We start from the raw sequence: 21,002 nt of genomic DNA, 5'->3' as shown, positions 1-21,002 counted from the left end.
CCCTTATCCGTCTCTTACAATACGCCGTCGGCCTTGAGTTTCGATACCAGCTCTGCGACCGAGCCAACCTTGACGCCTGCCTTGCGGCCAGCCGGTTCTTCGGTCTTCAAAACCTTGAGGCGCGGCGCAATATCAACACCCAGATCGGTAGGGGTCTTCTTGTCCAGCGGCTTCTTCTTGGCCTTCATGATGTTCGGCAGCGACGCGTAACGTGGTTCGTTGAGGCGAAGGTCGGTGGTCACGATGGCAGGCAATTTCAGCGAAACGGTCTGCAGGCCGCCGTCGACTTCGCGGGTCACAGCAACCGAGCTGTCAGCAATCTCGACTTTCGATGCGAAGGTGCCCTGACCCCAGCCGAGCAATGCCGCCAGCATCTGGCCGGTCTGGTTGCTGTCGTCATCGATTGCCTGCTTGCCGAGGATAACCAGATCCGGCGTTTCCGCATCGACCACGCCCTTCAACAGCTTGGCGACTGCCAGCGGCTCAACCGTTTCATCGGTTTCAATCAGGATTGCACGGTCGGCACCCATGGCCAGCGCCGTGCGCAGCGTTTCCTCGGCTTTGGCCGGACCGATTGACACAACGACCACTTCTTCGGCCTTGCCAGCTTCCTTCAGACGAAGAGCCTCTTCGACGGAGATTTCGTCAAACGGGTTCATCGACATTTTGACGTTGGCAAGTTCAACGCCCGTGCCATCTGCTTTCACGCGAATTTTCACGTTGTAGTCGACAACTCGTTTAACGGGCACAAGGATCTTCATGGAGCTTTCCTTCAACTTCAATCATGTGGACAGAGCATACGACCACCATATTTTCGAGTGGGCACATGGATACGCATTTTTTCCATAAATTCAACGGACCATTGCTCATGATGCCATGCGTTGGATTGATATCTGACGTTTACGTGAAGATAAAATAAAGCGGTTTCTTTTCAGCGACCCCATCGGATGCCGCCATTGGAGCGCTGATTTTGCGACACCGGTATTGTTTTTACATCATCGGTCGTGTGTTTGACTGCTTTTGGCGTGACAATTGTCCGATCAAACAGCGGTACGCCTTTGCGTCGCAGGAACAAAACCAGGATGCTGCCGGCCAGAATGCCACCGACATGCCCAGCCCAGGAGACGTTATCGTCCATGCCAGCTGCCAGCATCAGAAATTGTTGGCCGATCCACAGTGCGAGTGGAATAAACGCCGGTAGCGGAAGCGGGATACGAAACAACACCAGCACCCAAACACGGACTTTCGGGTGCAGTAGAAAATAAGCGGCAACAATCCCTGACACGGCTGCAGATGCGCCGATCAGCGGACCTTCCGACATGGGCGCGACCAGACCATGGAACAGGGCGCCTGCCGCAGCGCAAAGCAGATAGAACAGCAGAAACCTGACATGGCCGAGCGCATCTTCAACATTGTCGCCGAACACCCATAAAAACACCATGTTACCGGCGAGGTGCCAGAAGTCTGCATGCAGGAATGCATAGGTGATCAAGGTGGCATCATCAGGGATTATCTGCAGCGCCGGTTCCAGATGTGCATAGTCGAACACCACTGCCGGAATGAAGCCAAGCCCCATGGCCGCGCGACCGAAAGTTTCGTCTGAAACCAACGCACCGGTCACAAGCCAAACAATTGTATTGATGACGATCAGCGAAATCGTGACGTATTGGGTTTTGATGTGCTTGAGGGAGTTCGAATCATGCAACGGTATGAACATCGATTTTCCTCTGATGCATGATCATTTTCAGCGGTTTTTGCCCGGTACCCAAAGAATATCGGCAGCGCCTCCGTCATTGGTGAAACGCGCTGCCACGAACAGAAAATCGGAGAGACGATTGATGTATTGCAGTGCCGCCGGGCTCACCGTTTCGCCATCGGTAAAAGACAGCTCCACGATTTGCCGTTCTGCGCGGCGGGAAATGGTGCGCGCCAGATGCAGATAGGCCGATGCAGGTGAACCGCCGGGCAACACGAATGAGGTGAGCGGCGAAAGGTTTGCATTCAACGCATCGATTTCGGTTTCCACCCGGGTCACCTGGGCTGCGATGATCCGCAGCGGTTCATAACCCAGCGGCTCTCCCGTATCCGGCGCGGCAAGGTCGGCCCCCAGATCGAAAAGATCGTTCTGAATACGCATCAGCATGGCATCCAGTTCGGGAAATGCCTTGGTGTGCAGGCGTGCCATGCCGATGGCCGAATTGGTTTCGTCCACCGTGCCGTAGGTCTCAACACGCAGGTCGTCCTTGCGGCGGCGTGGTCCAGACACCAGAGCTGTGGTGCCCTTGTCGCCGGTGCGGGTGTAAATTTTGTTCAGCTTGACCATGTTTTTCCTGTCTTAACGCCCGCCGCCGGTAATCCACAATGTCAGCATGATCAGCGCAATGGCCAATGCCTGAAGAACCAGACGCAGTTGCATCAGCTTGTTGGATTTGTTGCCATCCGTTCCCTTGAGCATGTTGAACAGGCCACGGATCAGCACGAGAACGACAAGTCCCATGACGATGAGGGCAAGAACTGTTGTAAACCCCGACATGATTTTATCCTTGTTGTTTCCCTGAGGTGCCGTGCGTTTGATACGCATCATCATTTCAAGTTTTCGCAATGCACATTGCGAAACTCTGCTTTGAATTTCCGTTTCTGGCTAGTCGAACTTGCGCAGCAGCCGATAGAACATGTCGGCGGGTAATATCCTCTTCAAAAACGCACCCTGTTTGGCTGGAACGGTAACAAGATAATGCGGCCTCGGTCTTGTTGCGGTCAAGGCATGCTTGAGCACTTTATAGACTGCTTCAGGACCAAGCTTATGCTTGTTAACCGGACCTGTTCCGTCCAGGCGCGCTAGTTGTCTTTCGTACTGCGCCGCATGCGCCGAGTTCTTCAGGTCGATATTGGCCTCGATATGCGAAAGGGCGGTAGCGGTAAATTTTGATGCGATTGGTCCCGGTTCGATCATGCTGACATGGATGCCGCTGCCTTCCAGTTCCATGCGTAAGGTTACACCCAGTCCCTCGAGTGCGAATTTTGAAGCGGTGTAGGCGCCACGATAGCGATATGGCACAAGGCCGAGAATGGATGAGCAATGCACGATGCGGCCCTTGCCCTGTCTGCGCATGAAGGGAATGACGCGGCAGGTCAGGTCATGCCAGCCAAAAACATTGGTTTCAAACTGGCGGCGTAGCGTATCAACCGAGATGTCTTCCACTGCGCCGGGCTGGCCATAGGCACCGTTGTTGAACAGCGCATCGATGCGTCCGTTAGTGCGGGCCGCAACCGTGTCGACCAGCGCCGCAATCGAGGTGGGTTCGGTATAGTCCATCAGGAGGGTTTCAATGCCCTGGTTTTCCAGCGCCGCCATATCCTCAGTTCTCCGGACCGTGGCAAAAACCCGCCAACCATCGTCTTGCAGCGCTGTCGCGCAATGGGCGCCAATGCCGGACGAGCAACCTGTAATGATGATAACCGGTTTGTCTGTCATGCCTCTTCCCTGTACAAAGCGATGCTGATTTCCCATATTCGCCACTAAGTTACAATCAGCATGCATGAATCAGGAGGTGACATGTTCGCCACTCTGCGACTGGCCTACAAGGTTGCCTTTGACGCCTACTTCCATTTTGCGGAGGATGACGGCTGGGCAATGGCAAGTCACGTGGCATTGTCTATTTTGCTGGCGCTTTTTCCGTTCCTGATTTTCGGGACGGCATTGGCCGGTTTCCTTGGCGCGGACAGTTTTTCGGAAACAGCTGTTCATCTGATTTTTGATACCTGGCCGGAGGCGATTGCCGCACCCATTGCGGCCCAGGTGCAGCAGGTCCTGACCATTCCGCGCGGGGGACTGCTGACAGTTTCGGTGCTGGCTGCCGCCTACTTTGCGTCTAACGGGGTAGAGGCGCTGCGCATATCGCTCAACCGCGCCTACCGCGTTTCCGAAACGCGCTGGTGGTATGTAACCCGTCTGTGGAGCCTTTTTTATGTGCTGATGGCGGTCATCATCTTTGCTGCAATCAGCACGGTGCTGGTGGCGGTGCCGGTGGCTCTGGCTTTTGCGGAAGTGCGCTTTCCGTGGATGACCGATTTTCTCAGTACTATCTCCAGCCTTGGTGTTTACGGAACTATCATCGTTCTATTTACCGGCTTGGTGATTGCACATCTATGGCTTCCAGCGGGCAGGCGGCGTTTGCTGGATGTGCTGCCGGGCATCGTGCTGACATTGCTGTTCTGGGTGGCTGGCGCGCTGCTTTTTGCCTCGTATCTTGCCACCTTCGCAAATTACACCGCCACCTATGCCGGTCTGGCGTCGGTGATGATCGTGCTGGTGTTTCTGTACATGATCGGGGTGATCTTCATGCTGGGTGCAGAGGTCAATGCAGCCCTGATGAAGTACCAGGTCCGCCGCATCATCAAGCGCACCATCAATGGGAAAACCATCAAGGAAAGTTCAGAGCCCGACCAGGCTGCGGATATTTAAGTATCGCGGTAAACCTTCGTTAAGTCCGTTATGCAATTTTTAATTGATTTAATTCCTTTGTGCATCTTTTGCTTCATCTTCGATTAGCGAGCCATGATCGGCGTATGATGCTGATTTTAGCTCTTTTTTTTGGGAAAGCTGAGATGACTGTTAGAAAAATTTCTTCATTTTTTTATGTGCGGATGAAAAGACTTATTTATATGCTGATGGCGATCAGTGCCCTGCTGGTTTCGCCTTGCCACGCTAGTTCGCAATCTGAGGTTGCTGTCGATGGCCTTCCAGAACAGGTGGCCAGTTTACAAAAAGCCGTAAGACGCATCCCCGGGATTGCATCTGTTGAAGTATCCAAAACGGATATTTCATCGATTAGCGTTAGTAATTTCAGTCAGTTACCATTTGGAGATTTACCTTTGGCGGCGCTTCGCCGGACGAATGGTGCTTCAAAATCAGAAGTCCTAATCTCAATAAACTTTACAATTACACGTAACGTCGAAGGCTTGAAAGGATTGGAGTTCATCTCTTGGTGGGTGAGAGATGCGGCTCGTGGGGGAAGTGCAACGCAAATTCGGAGCTTGGCTTACCCGCCGATCGATAGTCAGTTTGGTGAAACACTGCGTTTTACAATTGATTATTTCTACGAGGATACCCAGGAAAGCATTGAGAACCTTTTGAAGTACATTGGAGACATTGCTGACGATTTAAACATGACGCTCGATACGTTTGGACATGTACTCAAACAGTAGGTTATTTTTCTCCGAGTTGCGCCTTCGGGACCTATCCTATTTCGAGCAGTAACTGGCGGTGGATATCTGAGGGCGTTTTGCCCATCGCGCGCAAGGCTGCCAGTCCCGTACCGCCTTCGCTTTTGGAAAGCTTGCGACCATCATCGCCGAGAATAAGCCGGTGATGACGATAATTGGGTGCCGGAAGGTTCAAAAGCTGCTGTAACAGGCGATGAATGGCGGTGGCGTGATAGAGGTCCATGCCACGCACCACATCGGTAATGCCCTGCAACGCGTCATCCAGCACCACGGAAAGGTGATAGCTTGATGGCGCATCCGAACGCGATAGCACAACATCGCCCCACTGGGCGGGATCGGCTTTGATTGTTTGATGCTGGCCGCTGCCGAACTCGTCCCAGAATAATGGTTCATCAAGCTGGGCAATGGCCTTTTGCATGTTCAACCGCCATGCAAAAGGGGCGTTTGCTGCAAGGCGGCTTTGTCGCTCGGCCGATGACCGCAGTTTGTCGCTGTCTGGGTAATGCGCCGCGCCATCCGGATCACGTGGCCATGGCGTGCCACCTGCCTCTGATGCCTTGACGATTGCCTTCACTTCGCCGCGCGTCAGAAATGCGGGATAGGCAAGATCCATGGCAACAAGTTTTTCCAGTGCAAGTCGGTAGTCGTCGAAATGCTGAGACTGTCGCCGGACAGGTTGTTCCCATGACAGGCCAAGCCAGGACAGATCGTCGTAAATGTCCTGTTCAAACTGCGGAGTGCAGCGGGTTTGATCGATATCCTCTATGCGCAGCAGAAAGCGACCCTGGTTTTCTCTGGCCATATCGGCATTCATGAAGGCAGAAAGGGCATGACCCAGATGCAATGGCCCATTGGGGCTTGGAGCAAAACGGGTAACGCAATTTTGACGAGGCAGATCAGACATGATCTCTACAGGCATTATTTTTTTCTGTTTGCCAAGGGTCGGTGGGCGTGTTGACCCTAGGCCCTCTAATAGGCTGTGGTTTGACTGGGAAATTCGATGACGGTTATTCGTGGGGATGATGATATTACCAACGGGCTTACGGCCCTGTTTGCGCTCGATCCATCCTTAAGCCTTATTGCCAGCCGGTGTGGACCGGTGCCGTTACGTCTCAGCGAACCGGGCTTTGCCGGTCTTGCCAGTATTGTCGTGTCTCAGATGGTGTCGCGTGCCAGTGCGGATGCAATCTGGGGTCGGATTGTCGCGGGCACGGAGGTGATGACGGCGGACCGATATCTGGCTGTTCACCCGGATATTGCCGCCGGTTTTGGCCTTTCCCGTGCCAAAGCGCAGACTTTGCAGCGCATTGCCACGGCGGTTGCCGAAGGTGGTCTGGATCTCGAAGCGTTGAGCCGGATTGATGCGGCGACTGCGATGGCCGAATTGACCGCCGTCAAAGGGGTAGGGCCATGGACGGCGCAGGTCTATCTGATGTTCTGCGGTGGCCATGCGGATATTTTTCCGGCCGGGGATGTCGCTTTGCAGGCTGCGGTTGCCCATGCGTTTGACATGGAGGCGCGCCCGACGGCTCGCCAACTGGCTGTCTTGTCAGAAAAATGGTCGCCCTGGCGCTCGGTGGCGGCCCGGCTTTTCTGGTCCTATTACGCTGCAATAACCCGGCGTGAGGCGCTGCCAATCGCCTGAAATATGCCTTTCTTTGAGCGCTTCATTTATAGGCTTCACAATACTGTAACAACAGACCTAATATACACAATGCAGATGCCGAATCGATCAGGAGAAGCCCTTGACGATTGCAGTCTCCCCACAGGCTTTGCCAGCGCTCGTTCTGAACGCTGACTATAGGCCACTGAGTTATTATCCCTTGTCGCTCTGGTCATGGCAGGACGCGATCAAGGCGGTTTTTCTAGATCGTGTGAATATCATAGCAGAGTATGATCACTCGGTTTCATCGCCGAGTTTCTCGATACGATTACCGAGTGTCATAAGCCTCAAAACCTATGTGCAACCGGCCAGAAACCCTGCCTTTACCCGCTTTAATGTCTTCTTGCGCGACAAGTTCCAATGCCAGTATTGCGGCTCTCATGACGACCTGACATTCGATCATGTTATTCCGCGTGCGCATGGTGGTGAAACCACATGGCTGAACGTCGTTGCGGCGTGTTCACCATGTAACCTGCGCAAAGGCAGTAAGTTGCCGAAACAGGCTGGCATGCTTCCGCACCAGAGACCATACCAGCCAACCGTGCAGGACCTGCATAATAATGGGCGGTTGTTCCCGCCCAATTACCTGCATGAAAGCTGGATGGACTATCTTTACTGGGATACCGAGCTTCAGCCTTGATGAAGCCGGTTCCCGGTCAGATCTTTTTGCGGGTTGCGCCGTAGAAGGCGATTGCGGCCAGCGCTACGCTTGCAATCACGTTCCAGCCCGCAAACGACAGACCAAGCACGCGCAATGCTGCGGTGTTGCACGAAGGCGCCTTGATGGCGTTGAGGTCGCTCAACAGGCTGCCGGCATTGGTTGTGATCGATGGTGCGCCGGTGGCGCAGGTCGTCGGACCTTCCCAGAAACCCCATTCAACGCCGGAATGATAAACGCCCATGCCAGCGCCGATCAGCATGGCAATACCAATCAGCACGAGAAATGTTTTGACGGTCCATGAGGGCAGCTTCAGAAGGCTTGCGAGGATGGCGAGAATGCCGAGCGGAATGGCGTAATAATAGGGATCACGCTGCAAGAGGCAAAGCGCGCAGGGCGTGTAGCCGCCAATGTGCTGAAAACCAAGCGCCGAGCCGACGGTGAAGATCATACCTGCGGTGACCAGAACGGAAGAAACGATAAGACCGGATTGCGCGGATTGTGTCTGTGCCATGGATTTCACTCTTGCTTTGGTATCTGCGTGATGAAAATTGCCCACGCATGGGACAGGAAAGGAGGGGTATATGGGTGCCGTCCTGCCCGGCATCATGCTGTAACCTGTAATCCAGTACATGCGGGAATGTAAATGTGGTGAATGTTCCGCCCAACACGGTGATCGAGCAAAGTTTCGTGAATTGCTGATTTTTGTAAAAACCGGTTGACCGGAACCGGTTCATTCGTATAGTCCGGCGCCATACCACAGGACTTCGCTCCTGTTGCCCCTTTGGCGGAATTGGTAGACGCGCCTGACTCAAAATCAGGTTCCGAGAGGAGTGCTGGTTCGATTCCGGCAAGGGGCACCAAAATCTTCACATCGATAATTTGATAAAGATTTCCGCAGGAACGAATTCCTGTTCGGCACGATACCGGTTTTTTGCGCCTAGTTCTTTGGTCTAATGTGACATTGCTGCAGCGCAGCATAAACTTGCGCATTGCAGCAATCCGGGTGTATAGCCGTCTTATGGCGCGGCAAAATATCGCATCTCATACCTTCCGCGCGCCTCATCTCCAGATAATTACGAATTGGAGTTACTGTGAATAAGATGTCATCAAGTCCGGCTGGTGCTCCAGTCCTGGACCAGAAAACCCGTTTGAAATCCATTATTGGCGGTTCCGCAGGCAATCTCGTCGAGTGGTATGACTGGTATGTTTATTCGGCCTTTACGTTGTATTTTGCGCCGATCTTCTTTCCTTCCGGCAATCAGACCGCCGAATTGTTGAGCGCAGCGGCCGTTTTCGCGGTCGGTTTCCTGATGCGCCCGATAGGTGCCTGGTTCATGGGAACCTACGCAGACCGCAAGGGCCGCAAGGCGGGCCTCACGCTGTCGGTGACGCTGATGTGTCTCGGATCGCTGTTGATTGCCATTACGCCGGGTCACGAAACCATTGGCATTGCGGCGCCGGCCATTCTGGTGTTTGCACGTTTGCTGCAGGGTATCAGTGTTGGTGGTGAATATGGCGCAAGTGCCACCTACCTCAGCGAGATGGCGGGCAAGAACCGTCGCGGCTTTTTCTCAAGCTTCCAATATGTCACGCTGATTTCCGGTCAGTTGCTGGCGCTGGCGGTTCTCTTGGTTCTTCAGCGTGTGCTGACGCCGGAACAGCTCAGCTCGTGGGGCTGGCGTATCCCATTCCTGATTGGCGGCTTCCTCGCCATTGCGGTGTTTTACATCCGTCGTGGTCTGGTTGAGACGCAGTCTTTTGAAAATGCCAAGGCTGATACGGCTGAAAAGCCGAAGTCCAGTGGCTGGGCCCTGTTCCGCCATTATCCGCGTGAAGCGTTGATGGTTATGGCACTGACATCCGGTGGTACATTGGCCTTTTATGCCTACACGACCTACCTGCAGAAGTTCCTCGTCAATACGTCGGGCTTCAGCAAGGAAAGTGCGACGGAGATTACCACAGCTGCTTTGTTTGTGTTCATGCTGTTCCAGCCTGTCGCGGGTGCGCTTTCCGACAAGATCGGTCGCAAGCCGCTGATGGTCGGGTTCGGTGTGCTCGGTCTGTTGTGCACCTATCCGATTTTCTCGACTTTGGCTGTAACGACAAATGCCTTTGCAGCATTCGCTCTGGTTCTTGCGGGTCTGTTGATCGTCACCGGTTACACCTCGATCAATGCCGTCGTTAAGGCGGAACTGTTCCCGGCGCACATCCGTGCACTCGGTGTTGCGCTTCCTTACGCGCTGGCCAATACGGTGTTTGGCGGTACGGCAGAGTTCGTGGCCTTGAAGTTCAAGCAGATCGGCCATGAAGAGTGGTTTTTCTGGTACGTCACGATCATGATTGGCCTATCGCTGATCGTTTACATCCGCATGCGCGACACCAAGCATACGAGCCATATCCAAGAGGATTGATCGCAGCCGTATCGCTTGAACAACAAAGCCCCGCGCGCCTGTCGTGCGGGGCTTTTTTATGTGTGGTTTGACATGGCAACGCTTCAGTTGGTCTGGTCGTTGCGCACCACGCGCCAGTCAGGTTTTCCAAGGTTATGCGGCCATGGATGGACGTCCTTGTCGTTGAAATAGACGACTTCTTCCAGCTTGGGGAACTCGCTAGTTTTCAAAGTTACGTCGTTCATCCAGGGTTTGATGTAGGCATCATTGCCTTCATAACCCAGTTCGGCGACCCATATCGGTTTGTTGTATTTTTCCACCAGACTGTATCCCTTCTTGAGGGATTGTCCGAAGGTCCATGGGCCGCCATGTTCGATTTTGTCGAAGGCTTCGAGACCGAACACTGACAGCCCTACAAAGTCGACATAGTTGTCGCCGGGATAATAGGCCTGCAGGCCGTCTTCACCCTTTGGAGACCACATCAGTTTGGCATTGGGTGCTTCCTTGCGCAAGATATCCATCATGTGACGGTAGGCGGTGATGTAGTCATTGGGTGCCCAGCCGGACCAAGAGAAGCGGCCGGATTTGTCTTCCATTTCCTGGCCCCATCGAATGATGACAGGGCTTTTCATTTGCGAGACCATGCGGGCAATGGCGTGCATATTTTCGTCATACCCGCCTTGCAGGATTTTCCGCCGCAACTCATCGGAGGTGAGGCGCCAGCTGACGTCCCACGACCAGGGTTCAACGGTAATCAGCACATTGCGTTTGCGTTCCAGCGCATAGGCATCGGCCGTTTTCAGACTATCCAGATCCACGTCTTCCCAGGGCAGGAAGAGGTGTTCGGTTGCTACACCCTGTTGCTGACCAAAGTCGCCATGTGGATCATAGGCACCGAACTTTATGCCATCGGCATGCAGTGTCGGGCGTTTGTCTGTGATGGAACGCAAGGTGGCTGCTGTCATGCCTGCGGCATTTTGTGCCTGTGACTGGACCACCGGGTAGGCCGCGGCGGAAAACAGGATTGCTATAGCCGCTGCGGACAGGATTTTTTTGTTCAGCTTCTTCATGGCTTTCTCCTCTCCAACTATTTTTTGACTGACATGACCTGTTTGGCCGCCAACGCCTGAACGGTTACGCTGTCGGTGTTCACAAGTTTCGAAAATTCATCGCTTGCTCTGGGTTTGGCACTGCGAAACACGTACCAGTCTCCCATTGGCAAACGCTTCTGGTAGATGACATTGCCAAGCCTGCCATGGGAAAAACATGTCCTTGCCTTGGCGGCCTTGCCGTCCGTCGTCCAGGTGGCGTTCATGCACATCTTGCCGAGGTTATCGACAGACCATGTGCCTTCGCCGACGGACTTCTTGCCGTTTTCTTCGGTCATTGCGGTAAAGCGCCGACCTTGCGAATCAAACCGTCCGCCGCCACTTGGCCAGCGCCAGGTTTTGTCCTTGTACATATTCACCACTTCCGATGCTGTCAGAAGCTGTGGGGATTTTTTGACCTCTTTTGCGGCAAGCGCCAGACTTGGTGTCAGCATGCTCATGCTGAGCAGAAGGACTGGAAGCCTGAGGTTTTTGATTATAGTTTTCATGACAGTCTTCCTTTCTCGAGGGACCCATCCTGTCTGGCCTTGGCCAGCATGATGATTCCGTATTGTGGTGGAGTGGGCTGCGGCTTTACCTGCACTTCCTGTTCAGGTTGGATGCCGTGCCATTTCACCCGGAATTTCATCTTTATGGTCTTGGTACCACCAACGCCTGCACCGGAAGCGTTGAAGCGGGTTTCGGTAAAGCTGACATAGGGTTGGCCGTGCGACAGCGCTTCCAGGCCACCAAGGCCATGAGTGTTGAGTTGCACCACCCCGCTGGCAATGATGATGAAGGAAGACACTGTTGCGAGTGCATTGCCCCATGTCCGCGGCAATACCGAGAGGCTGTTTTCCGAAGCGTGCCGGAACATCAAAAGCAGAACGAGGAAGGCGTAAACCGTCACGTTCATGGCTGCGAAAATGTAAAAGCCCTGTGTGCTGCGGCTGTCCGGCGCGAGCATCATGGCAAGCGCTGTGAAGCCAGCCAGCACTATGTAGGGTGCGACGATGCGCAGCGGCAGGCATCCGGCCTTTTCGCCACCTTTCGGTGTGATGCGAAAATCCACGAAAGAACCGTTCATCCTGTCACGGATGGCGACTAGGCAGCCTGCCAGCGACCAGGGCCAACGCAGGAACAGGAAGGCAAATGTTTCCCAGCAAAACGGCCGTGCATCATGCGGCCTGAAGGTTCCGGTTGCCCGCCAGAAGAAGGTGAACACCGTCAGCATCAAGATTGAAGGCAGGAAATGCAGCATGAATTCAGGGTAGCTGACATTGACCAGTGGACGGCCTGCGAGAAGGGCGATAACCGGCATGACGAACATGACTGCCATGACAACGGAAAACAGCGGATACCACATCTGCGAAAACAGAAACTGAAATTGCAGTTTGGCTGGCAGTGCCGGCACATAGTCCTTCGAATACTGCAGAAGAATAGTAACCAGACTACGCGACCACTGGAATTCCTGCACGGCAAGATCTGTGAAGGTTGAAGGCCCGTCACCATGGGCAATAGCGTTCAAGGCATGCACTCCACGCCAGCCACCCGCATTCATCAGTAAGGTGGTGGAATGGTCTTCTGCCAATTCAGGCCCAAGGCCACCCACTTGACGCAAGGCTTTGGTGCGCACGGCATAATGTGAGCCGATACATAGAGGTGCCCAGCCGTTATTATAACCGGTCTGGAATGCGCCATGCAGGCCGGCCTCGACGTATAGCCTGCCGCGTGCCGCCCAACTTTCATCGGCATTTGCATCACAAATGCTGGGTGCCGACACATAACCGACCGCGGGATCCGCAAAAGGCTTCAGGATTTCGTGGAGATAGTCCGGTTCCGGTACATGGTCCGCATCGAACTGCGCCACGAAGTCATAACGGTCATACCCATAATGATCGTAGAAATAGGCAAGGTTGCCTTCCTTGCAGCGTGTGCGGCGCGGCCATTGTGCACGGTGATAGGCTTCAACACCCTTGCGGGTGGAAATCAACACGCCATGTTCGCCGCACCAGCGTCTGGTCTCCGGTGACGGATCTTCATCTGCCAGCCAGACGTCGTATTCTGTCGCTATTTTCTGTTCGAGCATGGCCAGCATGGTTTTTTTGACCACCGAGAAGGGCTCTGATGGAGCCTTGGTCACCACCATGGCAACACGCCCCTCGGGCAAGGGTGCCTCCGGTTTGACGGCTTTGGCGTTGAGGAAAATCAGCACGAAATAGGCAGGCAGGATGGTGACGTAGAACACCGAGACGCTGACGGCGATGAAATAGGGCATCGACAGCACGTGGTCAGTATCCAGCCACCAGCCCCAGAAATAAACCAGGGTTACCAGCCAACCTGCGATACCCAGCAGATAGGCAATACGGTTCCACCCGGTGAAGACCGGGTCGAACAGTGCGTCGGACACCCTGGCATGGACCTTATGTTTGGCCTTTTGGGTGTTATCGATCGTTGTGAACTGTGTCGTGCTCATCGGCTGGTCTCCAGTCCGAACGTCGGTGCAGCAGTGCGGATGATCGTTTCGATGTCCGAGCGGGATGGTGTGAAGCCAAGCACGGCTTTGGCGCGACCAATATCTGCAAATAGTGAGGGGGGATCACCGGCGCGACGCGGGCCGTATTGGACAGGTACCTGCTGGCCCGTTACTCGGTGGATGGCGCCGACGATTTCGGCAACCGATGCGCCACGGCCAGAGCCCAGATTGACACGCAGGGTCTCGCCACCACCCACAAGATAACGGATCGCTGCGAGATGAGCGTCAGCCAGATCGCTGACATGAATGTAGTCACGCACGCAGGTTCCGTCTTGCGTGTCGTAATCATTGCCGAACACATCCAGCTGCGGAACCTTGTGGGCGGCGGCCAGAAGCGCGCGTGGCACAAGGTGGGTTTCTGGCTCATGCCGTTCGGAAAGCTCTCCGCCCGGGTCAGCCCCTGCGGCATTGAAATAGCGCAGGGCGACAAACCGCAGCCCATAGGCTGCGGCATAGTCTTCCAAAGCCATTTCAAAAATCAGCTTGGTACGGCCGTAGGGATTAACCGGTATTTGTGGCGTTTCCTCACGGATCGGCAGGATTTCCGGAATGCCATAGGTGGCGCAACTGCTGGAAAAGACCAGTCCTTCGACATGGTGGTCCATGCAGGCTTCCAGCAGTGTCAGGCTGCCGGCCACGTTGTTGCGGTAATATTTGCGCGGGTCGGTTACCGATTCCCCGACATAGGCATTGGCAGCGCAATGGATGACGTGGGAAGGGGCAAACTCGGAAAGCGTTGCCCGCAACATGCTGTGATCGGCAATGTCAGCCGTGATCAACGGTCCCCAGCGCACAGCATCGCTGTGGCCGGTGGACAGGTTGTCATAAGCCACCGGCACCATGCCGGACAGCGATAACGCCTTGCAGATATGGCTTCCTATGAAGCCGGCTCCGCCTGTGACAAGGATGTAGCGGGGCATCTCATACGGCCTCCGCCATTTTTTTTCCGCTGAGCAGCGCATCGAAATAGTGGATGGTCTTTGCGAGGCCATGTTCAAGATTGACGCGGGGTTGCCATCTCAGCTCTTCTTTGGCGCGGGTAATATCCGGCCGGCGTTGTTGCGGGTCATCCACTGCGGCTGGCAGGTGTATGATGCGTGAACTGGAGTTGGTCATGGCAATGACGATGTCTGCCAGTTGCCGCACCGGAATTTCTGCAGGATTACCAATGTTGATCGGGCCACAGCATTCCGGGCTTTTAACCGAGAAGCGCAGGAAACCTTCAATCAGGTCATCCACATAGCAGAAGGAACGGGTTTGTTTGCCGTCGCCATAGATGGTGATGTCCTTGTTCTGCAGGGCTTGCACGATGAAGTTGGAAACAACACGACCATCGTCCTGACGCATGCGCGGGCCATAGGTGTTGAAGATGCGACCAACCTTGATATCGACGCCAAAATTGCGGTGATAATCGAAGAACAGCGTTTCAGCGCTGCGTTTTCCCTCATCGTAGCAGGCACGCGGGCCGATGGGATTGACGTTGCCGAAGTAGGTTTCCGGCTGCGGGTTGATAAGGGGGTCGCCATAGACCTCCGATGTGGAGGACTGGACAACTGTTGCACCGGTGCGACGTGCCAGTTCCAGCACGTTCAGGGCACCGATCACATTGGTCAAAAGCGTGCCTACTGGATCCCTCTGGTAATCAGGTGGTGATGCAGGCGACGCAAAATTGAAGATGACAGATACATCGAGATCATAGGGGTTGCGCACGTCGTGCTCCACCACGGTCAAACGATTATTGGATGTAAGATGTTCAATATTGGTGCGTCTGCCGGTGGAGAAGTCGTCGAGGCAGACAACCTCATGGCCGCATTGCAAAAGCCGTTCGCACAGGTGCGAACCGAGGAAACCTGCGCCGCCATTGACAAGCGCACGGAGACCCGGCTTCCAGTTTGAATAGATATTGACGTTGGAATCATTGTCATCGGGAACGAACTTACGCATTACACACACTCCTTCCTACCAGGAAACTGCAGTGCCGTTTCCGTGTAGTTGTGTCGCTCGTTTTGATTTTTTGAAATTCCGGCGGTTTTATTACTTGTTGTTGTCGGCCGCCTTTACTTGATTCATGTCCTTTTTTTATTGTTTTAAGAATATCATATTTTATCGTTTGCTTTCGTCAATGCGAAATTTCTAAAATATTACAATTGATTACCGCGGAAATACATTGATTAATCCCATTGTGTGCGTATTTTTAACTATGCCAACATAATGCCTTTCTTATCAAGCAAGAGCGCAAGCCTCACTCAATCGAATGAGGTTAGGGTAGCGTGCGTGCCGAGCCTGAAACGGCGTTCGGTGTACTGGCCACCGGAAGCGATTGTGTGTGGTGTGACATGCTTGCCTTGGTCAGAGGTGCATGAGTCAAATATCAACACGAGTGTGTTTGACGGGCTGTTTGCCGCAAACGCATCGCAGCTGGCCGCGCTTTGCGGCATTGGGGACAAATATGTCTATTATTCATCACCGCACCGGGGCATTGAACCCTGCGCGCCTTGCCAAAATGGCGTGCTCTATTGCCGTTGTTGCTTTTTCCGTTGCGTCCTGTTCCGCCGTCGAGACCCCGCTTCTGTCCGATAACAGCGCACCGAAAATCCAGAACGAAGTCAGTCATCGCGTTTCCGCACCGAAGAAGTCCTATGCCTATGACAAGGCGTCTGTCACGCTGGTCTCAAGCGTTGAAGCGGAGGGCGAGCCTGCTGTTGCCGTTACCAAGGTCAATGATCTCGGTTCATCGCCTTATACCTGCTCGCCGAGCGGTTTTGGCCAGAAGGCTCGCTGCTACCTGCGCTAATATCTGCTTCTGTCAGGCATAACGTGGTGTCGCGGATCAATGTTGCTTCACAAAAAGCTCATTGAGCCGCGATGAGCTCAGGAGAGTTTCGTACAAAAGCAAACTGCAACTTTTGTACGACGACGCTCAGTTTTTCCATTCGTGATGGGTCATTTCGGCATGGTCGAATGCGAAGAAGCGTGATGCGGCTTCCGTACGGTTACGCACATGCATCTTCTTATAGATGTTTCGCACATGTACTTTGACAGTATTTTCCGACAGATGCAGCCTGTCCGCGATAATCTTGTTCTGGGTTCCCTTACACAGAAGATCCAAAATCTGGACTTCCCGTGTCGTGAGGCCGTTGAAGTCATGGTGGTGCTGCTTTGCAGCCGACGCCAAGCCAATGGGCGTGCCAGCATGCGGCATAGCATTGGTTGGTGACTTGGTCTCAACAAGACGTCCAAGCAGCGCGGACGGGAAATGTTCTCCGCCCTTGATCAACAGATCGACTGCGGCCATGAATACATCCAGCCTCAGACTGAGTGGCAATACGCCATCAATGATCCGTGTTTCAACCAGCTGTTTGAGATAGGATTCCAGCATGCCGACGGCATCAATAACGAGGCCGATCGATGCTGAGGGATGTTTTTCCCGGATGTTGTTCAGGGCATCTTGCAACTGCTGGCCGGCAATTCTGTACAGCAGGACCAGTTTCACATCGGATGTATACCCGTCTTCGATTGCTTGTGGTTGGTTAATGCTGATGACATTACACATGGGGAACTTTTTGCCGAGTGCCTCAACCAGGCATTCGGAAAACAGATCCGCATCCGCGATTAAAAGTAATGTCTGGTTTGTTACTGACGTGTTGTTTATGCGTTCTGCATGAGTTATTCTAGAAGATACCATGAACATTTACGCCTCCCTGAGCGATACGCCTTTTTTACTTTCTTATTGTGTTTGTTATTTCGAATCCGCGAAATGATGCATGTCCATTGTTATTAATCACTTGTTAATTATGCTAATATGAAAACCGCATTAAAGAAATGACCCGAAATGATTAGGTGATTAAAATTTTGTAAACGTGATTAACGTGCCGATATTTCAAGATTTTTCATTTTGTGGCGAGTCATCGGGTAATTTGGAAATTCAAGGTTTGGTATTTTTGATATATAAAATTACGGGTTGTATTTTATATGGGTAATGAGTTTTTTGCGCTAATATGAGCGCTTGAGAATGGTTTTCTCTGCCTGATTTTTATTTTTCGGCTGTCGCGTGAAATTCTTTTACTTGATGAAATTTGCTCTGAAGTCGCGCTTGCGAAGTTTTCTTTAAGTTTAAATAGAATGCCTCTTTTTTCTCCGGCGCTGTCCGATTCCATGAATTCAAGGCGTTTTGAGTTCTACGCTCCGGCTATTTGGTTGGGGATTGCTGGCGCTTGGTCTGTGCCTTACCCGGTGCTGTTGTCCGGTGTTTTCTGCCTCAATATTTTGGTGGTTTGGGGAATGTGCATTTAGGTCACATTCAACCACACAAGTTGCGATAATTTGTTTTTGACTTGTAAATTTTTGTTGTTTTCATTTCCCGTTATGCGATGATTTACCAAAGAAATTGCGGCCCTTTGAGAGTCCAATTTATGGAAAATTTGTAAAATCGGTACAGCAGCATGAAGTTTGAAGTCGACAGATTAATGATCGTTGCGGATGATTTGACGGGTGCGCTGGATTCCGCTGCTCCTTTTGCCGCTCATGGTTATTCCGTTGCGGTCGTTACCGATCAGGCTGCGTTGGGTGAGGCCGTTGCTGGCGGCGCAGATGTGGTTGCCGTGACCACCCGCAGCCGTGAAATTGCACCGGATGAAGCCGCCAACCGTGTGGCTTTGGCACAAAACGAGCTGGTCAGCCGCATGGCGCTTTTGAAAAAGGTCGACTCACGGCTGAAAGGCAATGTCGAGGCCGAGATTTCAGCGCTTGAGTTTGAGCGTGCGGTTGTTTTGCCTGCCATTCCCGAGTTTGGTCGGGTTGTGACCAAGGGCATGATCAGCGGTTTTGGTGTTGAAACACCTATAGCCATTGCTGGTCGGCTGGGGGCCGTTGCTGAAAGATCGATCATTCCAGACACCAGCACCGTTGAGGCGATGCAGGCGGCATTGGGTCTTTTGCAGGAAAACGATCTTTTGGTCGGCGCATTGTCGCTGGCAAATGCGCTTGCGGCACAATCGGGTCGCCCGCGACAGGACAGTGTCGGCGTGAAAGGCAGCAAGCTGCTGATTGCCATCGGGTCGCGCGATCCGATTACCGTTTCGCAAGTTGATACCCTGCGCAATGCGGCTTCTCATCTGAATTACATTGCTGCGCCAGGTGGTGCTGTTTCGGAAACAGCCGTTGCTGCCGCGCCACTTCCATCGGCGCTCATCCTCGTTCAGGCGGTTGATGGTGCAACGGAACTGTCGTCCGTTGAAGTCGCGGACAATCTTGCAACATCGGTTGCGGCGCTTGATGCGGGTTATGACACCTTGCTCCTGTCGGGCGGTGCGTCGGCGGAAGCCTATTTCGACAAGCAGGGTATTCGCATTTTGACCTTGCTGGGTGAGATTATGCCAGGCTTGCCCGTTGCCAAATATGGCGATCGTCATTTCATCACCAAGTCGGGCGGTTTCGGCGATGCGGAAACACTGGTGCAGGTGGCGGAGAAAATTCTCGGACATGAAGGCGTGAAATAATGCGGACAGTGGAGCAGATTTCACATCGTAAAAGCCTGAGCGAGGTGGTGTTTGAACGGCTGAAACATGCCATCAAATCCGGCGCCTATCAGAGCGATGAACGATTGCCTACCGAACATGAATTGGCGGCGGAATTTGAGGTTTCGCGCCCGGTAGTGCGTGATGCCCTGAAGAAGTTACGCGATCTAGGGCTTGTGTATTCGCGTCAGGGGGCTGGCAGTTTCGTGCGCATACAAGGGGTCAAGCAACCCCTTGGGTTCGGGCCACTGGAAAATATTGCCGATCTGCACAACTGTTATGAATTCCGCATTACCGTGGAACCGGAAGCGGCGGCCTGCGCTGCCGAACGGCACAGCGATACGCAGATCCGGGTCATTCGTCTGGCGCTTGAAGCATTGCAGGATGCAACGAGCCGGCAAAGGCACCGCGAAGATGCCGACTTCATGTTCCACCTGTCGATTGCGCAGGCTTCGGGTAATACATATTTTTCAACGGCCATGGAGGCCTTGAAAGATCATATTGCCATTGGAATGCAGTTCCATGGCCTGTCGCTGAAGAATTCAGCCAGTGGACTGCGACATGTTTTTGATGAACACGCCGCGATTTACGAGGCAATCCGCACGCGCGATTCCGATCTGGCCAGAAACCTGATGCGCCAGCACCTTCGTGGTTCGCGTGACCGGTTGTTCGAGGGGCGCAGGCCCGAACTTGCCCAGGGGGCATAAGGCTTTCTGTTTTGCACATATAAAAACCCCGGCTTTTGACCGGGGTTTTGTTTGCTGTTTTGAATTTGGAGTGCCTGACAGGCAGGTTTCAGAACGCGGCGTTATAGATTGCCAGCACATCCTGCGCTGACATGTCCCGTGGATTGTTATCCATCAGTCTACGGATGGCATGAGCTTCATCTGCCCAGCTCTGCAAGTGCTCCTGCTGCGCACCATGTACCGACAGCTTCATTTCCACACCAAGTGCCTTGCAGAAACCATAGGTCGCGGTGAGCACGGCGGCCGGATCCTTGGAGATAGCAAGGCCAAGTGCATCAAGAACTTCGGCAGTTTTTTCCGCTCGCACCGGCACATTATAGGCCAGCACATGCGGGAAGATGATGGCATTGGCCAGGCCATGCGGCAGACCTAGCCTGGTGCCGAGAGGATAGGCAAGGGCGTGGCCTGCCGCAGTATTGACGGGTCCGAGGCAGATGCCGCCGTAATAGGAGGCGAGCATCATGCCGGCGCGGGCTTCGGTATCCTTGCCGTTTTCCACGGCACGCGCCAGATATTTGCCGACCAGTTGGATGCCCATGCGCGCATAACCATCAATCAGGTCATGGGCGCGAATATTGGTGAAGGCTTCCACACAGTGAGCCATAGCATCAATGCCCGTGGCGGCGGTTACTGCCGGTGGTACCGACCAGGTCAGTTCCGGATCGAGAATGGCGATGTCGGCCAGCAGGTAGGGGCTTTCGACCGCCTTTTTGGAATGGCTAAGGCTGTCGGTAATCAGTGCGCGAATACCGGCTTCAGACCCGGTGCCAGCTGTTGTTGCCACCTGAGCCAGCGCTGTTTTGCGGCCAGCCACCTTGTTGGGGCCAACAACGTCATCCAGCGCCTGCTGACCGTCCCAGAGAGCGGCAACGAGTTTCGCGACATCGAGAACCGAGCCACCACCGAGGCCAACCACCAGATCCGGCTGAACGCTACGTGCCATTTCAATGGCTGCATTGAGCGCTTTGTCATCCGGCTCCGGTGGAATGTCGGCAAAGACGGTGATCGCGCCAGTCAGCTTCAGTCGGTCGACAAAACCAAGCGTGTGTTCGGTGGCAATCACCAGAATGCGTGATGCGCCATTGGCCCATTCGCCCAGCTTGGCAGAGGCGCCAACGCCTATTTCAAGGCGCTTGGGTTGATGCAGGGTGATCGGTCTAGCCATTCCATCCATGG

Annotated in this window: 22 protein-coding genes and 1 tRNA gene; 9 read left to right on the top strand and 14 right to left on the bottom strand. The window is 53.7% G+C overall.

Annotation, left to right across the window (positions count from 1 at the left end):
• Positions 1 to 14: 14 nt before the first annotated feature.
• The 5 genes from M2418_RS23515 to M2418_RS23495 form a co-directional block, all read right to left on the bottom strand.
• Complete coding sequence (locus tag M2418_RS23515; protein ID WP_259149475.1) at positions 15 to 761, bottom strand: electron transfer flavoprotein subunit beta/FixA family protein; 747 nt, start codon at positions 759 to 761, stop codon at positions 15 to 17.
• 170 nt (positions 762 to 931) lie between these two features.
• Positions 932 to 1,717, bottom strand: coding sequence for a rhomboid family intramembrane serine protease (locus M2418_RS23510; RefSeq protein ID WP_259149472.1), 786 nt, complete (start codon positions 1,715 to 1,717; stop codon positions 932 to 934).
• Between the two features lie 27 nt (positions 1,718 to 1,744).
• Positions 1,745 to 2,323 (bottom strand): cob(I)yrinic acid a,c-diamide adenosyltransferase, encoded by a 579-nt coding sequence (locus M2418_RS23505; RefSeq protein WP_259149471.1) that lies wholly within the window; start codon positions 2,321 to 2,323, stop codon positions 1,745 to 1,747.
• A gap of 12 nt (positions 2,324 to 2,335) precedes the next feature.
• Positions 2,336 to 2,533: a twin transmembrane helix small protein gene (locus M2418_RS23500; protein ID WP_192491515.1), complete on the bottom strand. Its 198-nt coding sequence runs from the start codon at positions 2,531 to 2,533 to the stop codon at positions 2,336 to 2,338.
• Positions 2,534 to 2,641: 108 nt separating this feature from the next.
• On the bottom strand, positions 2,642 to 3,475 hold the full coding sequence (locus M2418_RS23495; protein WP_259149469.1) for an SDR family oxidoreductase: 834 nt from the start codon (positions 3,473 to 3,475) through the stop codon (positions 2,642 to 2,644).
• A gap of 81 nt (positions 3,476 to 3,556) precedes the next feature.
• On the opposite strand from M2418_RS23495, the gene M2418_RS23490 reads away from it, so the two are divergent.
• Positions 3,557 to 4,465: a YihY/virulence factor BrkB family protein gene (locus tag M2418_RS23490; protein ID WP_192491513.1), complete on the top strand. Its 909-nt coding sequence runs from the start codon at positions 3,557 to 3,559 to the stop codon at positions 4,463 to 4,465.
• A 104-nt stretch (positions 4,466 to 4,569) separates the two neighbouring features.
• Positions 4,570 to 5,208, top strand: a complete 639-nt coding sequence (locus tag M2418_RS23485) for a hypothetical protein (RefSeq protein ID WP_259149468.1) — start codon at positions 4,570 to 4,572, stop codon at positions 5,206 to 5,208.
• A 31-nt stretch (positions 5,209 to 5,239) separates the two neighbouring features.
• Here the strand turns inward: M2418_RS23485 and gluQRS are convergent, their stop codons facing one another.
• A complete protein-coding gene (gene gluQRS, locus M2418_RS23480) occupies positions 5,240 to 6,145 on the bottom strand; it encodes a tRNA glutamyl-Q(34) synthetase GluQRS (RefSeq protein ID WP_259149467.1) in 906 nt (301 codons plus the stop codon).
• An 81-nt stretch (positions 6,146 to 6,226) separates the two neighbouring features.
• Here gluQRS and M2418_RS23475 point away from each other — a divergent pair, with 81 nt between their 5' ends.
• Complete coding sequence (locus tag M2418_RS23475; RefSeq protein ID WP_259149466.1) at positions 6,227 to 6,871, top strand: DNA-3-methyladenine glycosylase; 645 nt, start codon at positions 6,227 to 6,229, stop codon at positions 6,869 to 6,871.
• 100 nt (positions 6,872 to 6,971) lie between these two features.
• Positions 6,972 to 7,529, top strand: a complete 558-nt coding sequence (locus tag M2418_RS23470) for an HNH endonuclease (protein ID WP_192491511.1) — start codon at positions 6,972 to 6,974, stop codon at positions 7,527 to 7,529.
• A gap of 16 nt (positions 7,530 to 7,545) precedes the next feature.
• Here the strand turns inward: M2418_RS23470 and M2418_RS23465 are convergent, their stop codons facing one another.
• Positions 7,546 to 8,061 (bottom strand): disulfide bond formation protein B, encoded by a 516-nt coding sequence (locus M2418_RS23465; RefSeq protein ID WP_259149465.1) that lies wholly within the window; start codon positions 8,059 to 8,061, stop codon positions 7,546 to 7,548.
• Between the two features lie 264 nt (positions 8,062 to 8,325).
• On the opposite strand from M2418_RS23465, the gene M2418_RS23460 reads away from it, so the two are divergent.
• A tRNA-Leu gene (locus tag M2418_RS23460) sits at positions 8,326 to 8,410 on the top strand.
• Between the two features lie 240 nt (positions 8,411 to 8,650).
• A complete protein-coding gene (locus tag M2418_RS23455) occupies positions 8,651 to 9,961 on the top strand; it encodes an MFS transporter (RefSeq protein ID WP_250985627.1) in 1,311 nt (436 codons plus the stop codon).
• 83 nt (positions 9,962 to 10,044) lie between these two features.
• Here the strand turns inward: M2418_RS23455 and M2418_RS23450 are convergent, their stop codons facing one another.
• From M2418_RS23450 to M2418_RS23430, 5 genes are read right to left on the bottom strand one after another with little or no spacing between them, the layout of a single operon-like run.
• Positions 10,045 to 11,010 (bottom strand): glycoside hydrolase family 26 protein, encoded by a 966-nt coding sequence (locus M2418_RS23450; protein WP_259149464.1) that lies wholly within the window; start codon positions 11,008 to 11,010, stop codon positions 10,045 to 10,047.
• Between the two features lie 17 nt (positions 11,011 to 11,027).
• Positions 11,028 to 11,537, bottom strand: a complete 510-nt coding sequence (locus tag M2418_RS23445; RefSeq protein WP_259149463.1) for a DUF995 domain-containing protein — start codon at positions 11,535 to 11,537, stop codon at positions 11,028 to 11,030.
• Positions 11,534 to 13,504 (bottom strand): glycosyltransferase family 2 protein, encoded by a 1,971-nt coding sequence (locus tag M2418_RS23440; RefSeq protein WP_259149462.1) that lies wholly within the window; start codon positions 13,502 to 13,504, stop codon positions 11,534 to 11,536. Before M2418_RS23440 ends, M2418_RS23445 begins: the two co-directional genes overlap by 4 nt.
• Positions 13,501 to 14,484 (bottom strand): UDP-glucose 4-epimerase GalE, encoded by a 984-nt coding sequence (galE, locus tag M2418_RS23435; RefSeq protein WP_192491506.1) that lies wholly within the window; start codon positions 14,482 to 14,484, stop codon positions 13,501 to 13,503. Before galE ends, M2418_RS23440 begins: the two co-directional genes overlap by 4 nt.
• A gap of 1 nt (position 14,485) precedes the next feature.
• A complete protein-coding gene (locus M2418_RS23430; protein WP_250985555.1) occupies positions 14,486 to 15,508 on the bottom strand; it encodes a UDP-glucuronic acid decarboxylase family protein in 1,023 nt (340 codons plus the stop codon).
• 505 nt (positions 15,509 to 16,013) lie between these two features.
• Between M2418_RS23430 and M2418_RS23425 the strand changes: the two genes are divergently transcribed.
• Entirely contained in the window at positions 16,014 to 16,358 is a 345-nt protein-coding gene (locus M2418_RS23425; protein ID WP_259149461.1) for a hypothetical protein, read from the top strand.
• A gap of 126 nt (positions 16,359 to 16,484) precedes the next feature.
• Here M2418_RS23425 and M2418_RS23420 read toward each other — a convergent pair whose 3' ends face one another.
• Entirely contained in the window at positions 16,485 to 17,255 is a 771-nt protein-coding gene (locus M2418_RS23420; protein ID WP_250985557.1) for a response regulator transcription factor, read from the bottom strand.
• 751 nt (positions 17,256 to 18,006) lie between these two features.
• On the opposite strand from M2418_RS23420, the gene M2418_RS23415 reads away from it, so the two are divergent.
• Positions 18,007 to 19,062: a four-carbon acid sugar kinase family protein gene (locus tag M2418_RS23415; RefSeq protein WP_259149460.1), complete on the top strand. Its 1,056-nt coding sequence runs from the start codon at positions 18,007 to 18,009 to the stop codon at positions 19,060 to 19,062.
• Positions 19,062 to 19,787, top strand: coding sequence for a FadR/GntR family transcriptional regulator (locus M2418_RS23410; RefSeq protein WP_259149459.1), 726 nt, complete (start codon positions 19,062 to 19,064; stop codon positions 19,785 to 19,787). The genes M2418_RS23415 and M2418_RS23410 overlap by 1 nt, the downstream gene beginning before the upstream one ends.
• 88 nt (positions 19,788 to 19,875) lie before the next feature.
• On the opposite strand, the gene M2418_RS23405 is transcribed toward M2418_RS23410, so the two are convergent.
• On the bottom strand, positions 19,876 to 21,000 hold the full coding sequence (locus M2418_RS23405) for an iron-containing alcohol dehydrogenase (protein WP_259149458.1): 1,125 nt from the start codon (positions 20,998 to 21,000) through the stop codon (positions 19,876 to 19,878).
• Between the last annotated feature and the right edge of the window lie 2 nt (positions 21,001 to 21,002).

Source organism: Rhizobium sp. BIGb0125 (assembly GCF_024810055.1).
GTDB lineage: Bacteria > Pseudomonadota > Alphaproteobacteria > Rhizobiales > Rhizobiaceae > Agrobacterium.
Note: the sequence above shows the minus strand (reverse complement) of the source record. Positions and strands in the feature narration are given on the sequence as shown.